The 5,504-nt window shown below is 74.7% G+C and carries 2 protein-coding genes and 1 pseudogene; all 3 read right to left on the minus strand.

Annotated elements, in window-relative coordinates:
* Window positions 1-201, minus strand: a pseudogene (locus AOK22_RS40350) (hypothetical protein); the annotation flags it as partial.
* Window positions 202-245: 44 nt separating this feature from the next.
* The gene (gene mreB, locus AOK22_RS33330) at window positions 246-1,283 is read right to left on the minus strand and encodes a rod shape-determining protein (protein WP_055702449.1); all 1,038 of its coding nucleotides are present in this window, start codon (window positions 1,281-1,283) and stop codon (window positions 246-248) included.
* 394 nt (window positions 1,284-1,677) lie between these two features.
* The gene (locus AOK22_RS33335) at window positions 1,678-5,436 is read right to left on the minus strand and encodes an SAV_2336 N-terminal domain-related protein (protein ID WP_055702450.1); all 3,759 of its coding nucleotides are present in this window, start codon (window positions 5,434-5,436) and stop codon (window positions 1,678-1,680) included.
* Window positions 5,437-5,504 lie beyond the last annotated feature (68 nt).

Genomic DNA, 5,504 nt, shown 5'->3' on the forward strand with positions numbered 1-5,504 from the left:
CACGCACGGCCACTCCCCCGGTCCCTCGGGGCCGGGGGAGTGGCCGTGCGTGGTGAGCGTGCCGTGGCGCGCCCCGGTCAGCCGGGCCGCGCTGTCCACGATGTGCTGGAGCGTGGCGCGGAGTTCGAGGTCGGTGCCGACCGCGAGGACCGCCTCCAGCAACGGCATCGAGGGCAGCGGTGCGTCTGCTCCTTCGGGCATCTCGGTGACGTACTCCGTGTCGTGGTGCGGCGTGGTGCGCCGGGTCAGCCGGACAGCGGGTCCAGGACCAGCGGTTGGATCTTGCCCTCCAGCATGGCACCGAGACCGAGCACGGCGCACACATCAGGCCGTTCCGCGATATGTACGGGCATTCCGGTCGCGTCCCGGAGCATCTGGTCGAGGCCCGGCAGGAGCGCGCTGCCGCCGACCATCATGATTCCGCGGTCCGCGAGGTCGGCCACCAGATCCGGCGGGCAGTCGCGCAGCACCTTGCCGATGCCGTCGAGCACGGCCGTGAGCGGGGTGTGGATCGCGTCGCGCACCGCCGCCGTGTCGACCTGGACCGAGCGGGCCAGGCCGGTCGCCACGTCCCTGCCGTGGATCTCCGTGGACTCCGGGCCGTGCGGGGTGAGGCCGTTGCCGCTCAGGGCGAGCTGGAGGGGACGTACGGACTGCGAGGGCAGCATCAACTCGTGCTGGTGGCGCAGATGCTGGACGATCGCGTGGTCGATGGCCTCGCCGCCCACGGGGATGCGTTCGGCCGTCACGATCGAGCCCAGGGAGAGCACCGCGACCTGGGTCGTGGCGGCGCCGCAGACCAGGATCATCGTCGCCTCGGGCCGTTCCACGGGCAGGCCGCAGCCGACCGCGGCGGCGATGAGGGTGTCCACCAGCTCCACGCGGCGCGCCCCGAGACCGACCATCGTCTCGACGGCGGCGCGCTGCGCCAGCGGGTCGGCGTCGTGCGGGGTGCAGGCGGCGGCGCGCAGCCGCGGCTTGCGGCGCAGGGCGCGGCGCAGTTTCTCGCCCAGCAGGTGGCGCAGCATGCGCTGGGCCATCTCGATGTCGACGACGGTGCCGCCGGAGACGGGCCGGACCACCCTGATGTAACCGGGCGTACGCCCCGTCATCTGCTCGGCGAACTGGCCGACCGCGATGAGCGCGCCGGTGCGGGTGTTCACGGCGGCGGCGCTCGGCTCGTCGACGACGAGCCCGGAACCCTTCACGAAGACCCGGGTCCGCGCGGCCCCCAGGTCGACGGCGATATGGCAGCGGCGCAACTGCTCCAGACTGACGGTCATGGCAGATCCTCCCGAGAGCGCAGACCGTACGGACCGTCGGACGGCGGTCCTGTCTCGCATCGTGCGGTGGGCGCGGACGGCGCGCGCGCTGAGCTGAGCCGGGCGGGGTGCCGCCGCACGGGTGGTGTTGACGGAGTCGCAGGCAGTGCGGTGGTTCCAGTGGACCCGGAGGCATCGCCACCGAAAAGGCGCATACTCGCCGATCTGGCGGCTTTGTGTGACTCGTTCGGTCAGAGGCGTGCGACGCGCGCGGGAAGGGGCGCGGGAAGGGGTACGCAAGGCGCCCGGCTGACCGGTTCCGACCGTCCCCGGCCGAGTGCGGCCGGACCGGATCAGAACGGACCAGAACGGACCCGACCGTTCAGGCCGGGACCGGTTTGCCGGACCCGACCGTTCAGGCCGTGTGGTCGGCCAGACCGGCCAGTTCCGACAGGGAGCTGACGGTGCGTAGGGCCCCGGCGTCCAGCAGGCGCTCGCGCCGCCGGTCGTCGCCGGCGAACCCGATGAACGGAATGCCGAGCGCGCCCGCCGCCGTCGCCTCCTGCGCCAGGGCGCCGACCATCAGACAGCGGTCAGGCGGCGTGTCCAGCCGCTCCAGGGCGCGGCTCAGGCAGTCGGCCGCCGGCAGCAGACGGAGGCGGTCGTGGTCGCGGCCATGGATCCCGCCCCGAGGGGAGGGCAGGCCGTGTGCCTCCATGTACGCGGACACGGCACGCGGCGAGACGTCGGTGACGACGGCGACGCGTGCCCCGATCCGCGAGCGGGTCAGCGAGCGCAGCAGCGTCGAGGAGTGCGGGAGGGGACGGGCGGCCTCGGCGGCGCGTGTCTCCAGTTCCTCCAGGAGGACGCTCATCTCGTGGGCGATCCGCTCGTCGTCCGCCTGCTCGTAGGCGCGCAGCACGTCCAGCGGGTGGTACGTCCCCGGGTTCTCGGAGGTGGGGCCGCCCGGGGCCCCCGGCGGCGCGGCCTCGCCGGACAGCGCGGAGTCCACGTCGCGCCGCTCGACGGCCAGCAGGGCGAGGCGGCGGGCGGCGTCGGAGGACGCCTTGCCGGGGAAGAGACGGGTGAGGGTGCCGTCGAAGCCGAGGAGCACGGCGCTCGGCGCGGCGAGGGACGAGCCGAACGCGATCGAGTGGTACCAGTCGTCGGACTGCGGCACCCGCTCGAAGCGGACGGTGCCGAAGCGCCCGGAACGTACGAGATCGTCGTGGAGGTCGTCCGAGACGATCACGACGGCCTGCCGGGTGCTCGTGCCGCTCAGCAGGCGTGCGCGTTCGGCGGGCAGCTCCACGACGGGCGGGGTCCGGTCCGGGTCGCGGGTGAGCGTCACCGCGACGCCGAACGGCGCCAACTCCATGAGGGAGCGCGGCAGTTCACGCAGGACGACGGTCAGGACCTGGAGGGCGTGGACCTCGGGCGCGACGGTCACGTCCCAGCCCCGGGCGCGGGGCGACAGGGCGAACTGCTCGGGCCCGATGCCGCCCTGGACGAGGAACCGCGACACCACTTCGCCCAGGTCGCGCAGGGCGGAGGCGGGAGTGTCGCGGGCCGTGGAGTCGAAGGCGAGGAAGGTCCGGGCGGGTGGCGCGTCTGGCTCGTTCTGTGCGGTGTCGAGCGCGGCGAGGTCGACGGCGGGGTGCGCCTCGTGCGGTGCGAGCCTCTCGTCGTCGGCGTGCGGGAACTCCTGGAGCAGTTCGTCGAGTTCGGCGGAGTCGGGCCCGGACTCCTGCTGCTGCTGGGCGAGTTCGCGCTGCATGCGGACGAGCGACTGCCGCAGCGCCCGGATGTCGGCGCGGGCGGCGTCCGCCGCCGGGCCGGGGACACCGTCCAGGGGTTCGCCGTACCAGAGGTCGAGAGCGTTCTGGACGAGGCGGAACGCGCCTTCGATGTCGCCGTCGCTCCGTGCCTCCACCGCGTGGGCGGCCAGCTTCCGGCACCGGAACAGGTCGACGTCGTCCGCGTCCGACTGGAGGAGCAGGGCGTGCGAGCCCGCCGCCCGCACGGAGTCGGGCCCCAGGGCGTTGCGCAGCCGGGAGGCGTAGGCGTCGATGAGACGGCGGGCGTCCTTCGGCGCGGCGGAGCCCCACAGGCCGTCGATCAGCTCGTTGTAGGTCACCCCGCGCTCCCGGAGCAGGAGCATGCACAGCAGCGCCTGCTCCTGCCCGGAGCCGGTGGCCAGCGGCCGCCCGTCATGGCTGACGGCGAGCGGCCCGAGCAGGGAGTAGCGGCGGTCGTACTCCGGCTCCGGGTCGAGGCGGGCGAGGCGCGCCGCGCCGCGCCGCTGGGCCTCGGGCCCGTCGGACAGGAGGCCGCTGACGGCATCCCGCAGGCTCCACTGCATCTCGTCGGAGAGATTCAGGCCGGCGAGGTTCATGGTGAGGTGCCGGGACGCGGGGTACCAGGTCCCGCCGTACATCACGCGGATGAGATGCCCGAGGTCCCGGAGGTCCTCCTCGCGGCTCGTGGCGTCGAAGGCCTTGACGTCGAGGCCGGTCAGCAGCGGGCCGAGCGGCGTGACGACGACGTTCGAGGGGCGTACGGCGCCGTGCGCGATGCCCTCGGCGTGCAGGGCGGTCACCGTGGCGGCCAGCGGAGCGACGAGGGGCAGGAGGTCGGAGTCGGGGAGGCGGTCCGGTGACCGCCCGGTCAGCCGGTCCAGGGTCCGTCCCTCGACGAAGTCGTGGACCAGATAGGGGGTTTCGTCCTCGACGCCGTAGTCGCGGACGGCGGCGACGTTCGGGTGGCGCACCTGGGTGAGCCGGTGCGCGAGGCCGCTGAAGGCCTCCTTCAGCCACTGCTCCGGACGCGGGTAGGTGCGCACCAGTACGCTCTCGTCGCCCTGCCAGCTGTCCCGCGCGAGCCACAGCGAGGGCTCCGCTCCGGCGGGCCCGTCCAGCCGGTAGCGGCCCGCGAGCAGCCCGGAGACACCGCCGAGCCGCCGGGCGCTCTCCTGGCTCACCGTCGCGAACGGCTCGGCCTCCAGCGGCGGTTCGTCCGCACCGTCCGCTCGGTGCGGACGGTCGCGGCCCACCCGGGCGCCCGCCCGCAGCTCGCCCGGCGCGGCCCCCGCCCTGTCGTCGATCAGACCGCCCACCTGGGCCAGGAACTGGCGGGTGCGGCCGCGCGCGGTGCGGGGCAGACTGCGCAGCAGGACGTCGCGTACGCCGTCGCGGAACGCGTACGCGCCCGGGGGCCCGTCCGGTACGCCGGTGAGCATGCCGCTGAGGATCACCTCGGCCAGGTGCTGCGGGCGCGGATGCTCCTCGACGGCGGCGTGGACCAGACGCATGACCGGCAGGTGCGGCGTCCCCATGGCCAGATGGCCGGCGAGGCGGAAGGCCTCGGGGGACGCGGTGGAGCGGAAGCGCAGCACGACCGACTCGGCGGAGAGCAGGGCCACGTCCTCGTGCTCCTCGGGGTCCGGCGGCGCCGGGGAGCGGCCCACCCAGCCGACCGCGGCCGGGAACCACGCGCCGCCGGGGTCCGCGACGAGCGACGCCCAGTGCGAGAGCCAGGCCGCGCCGGGCTCCAGCACGGGCAGCGGCACGGCATCGTCCGGCGGGCGCCTGGCGGCGTCGTACGGCGTGAAGGAGAGCGCGCCGGAGGGGGCGGCGGCGCACGGCGCACTGAGCAGGCCGGGGGCCGTGGGCAGGGCGGTGGTGTGCCACAGGCGTTCGGGCAGCGGCTGCACGACGGCCAGCGGCATGTGCTCCGCCCAGCGCCGCAGCGTGCGGTACCAGCGGTCGCCCGCCGCCCCTTCCCGCCACTGAGGGCCCATGCAGTCGCTGATGAGCAGCGTCACGGTGCGGCCGTCCGCGGACGCGGCGGCGGCCTGGGCGGGGACCGTCCCGTCCGGGCGCGCCCGGTGGAGCTCGACGGTGCGGAAGACGCCGGACTGGGCGAACGTCGTGTGCAGTTCGTGGACCAGGGGCCGCCACATGGGCATCGTGGTGCCGGTGTCGTACACGAGGCACAGCCGCAGCCAGCGCTCCTTGGCCGGGCGCATGACCGGCAGCCAGCCGTCCGGCCGGGCGTTCAGGCGGGCGATGCGGTGAGCGGTCGCCTCTTCGTCGAGGACCTGCCCGTTCGGTGAGGGCACCCGACGCTTGAGCGGGCGCAGGGCGCGCTGCAGCGCCAGGGGGTGCCGCACCATCGGAGGGACGGGGACGCGCACGAGACGGACACCGTCGTCCGCCGGGGGCGGTGACGGCCGCGCGGGGG

The organism is Streptomyces silaceus (assembly GCF_001419745.1).
Classification (GTDB): domain Bacteria; phylum Actinomycetota; class Actinomycetes; order Streptomycetales; family Streptomycetaceae; genus Streptomyces; species Streptomyces silaceus.

Bases quoted from the DNA above. Each gene is read 5' to 3' on its own strand.
- mreB (WP_055702449.1), bottom strand. From the start codon at position 1,283: ATGACCGTCAGTCTGGAGCAGTTGCGCCGCTGCCATATCGCCGTCGAC.
- AOK22_RS33335 (WP_055702450.1), bottom strand. From the start codon at position 5,436: ATGGTGCGGCACCCCCTGGCGCTGCAGCGCGCCCTGCGCCCGCTCAAG.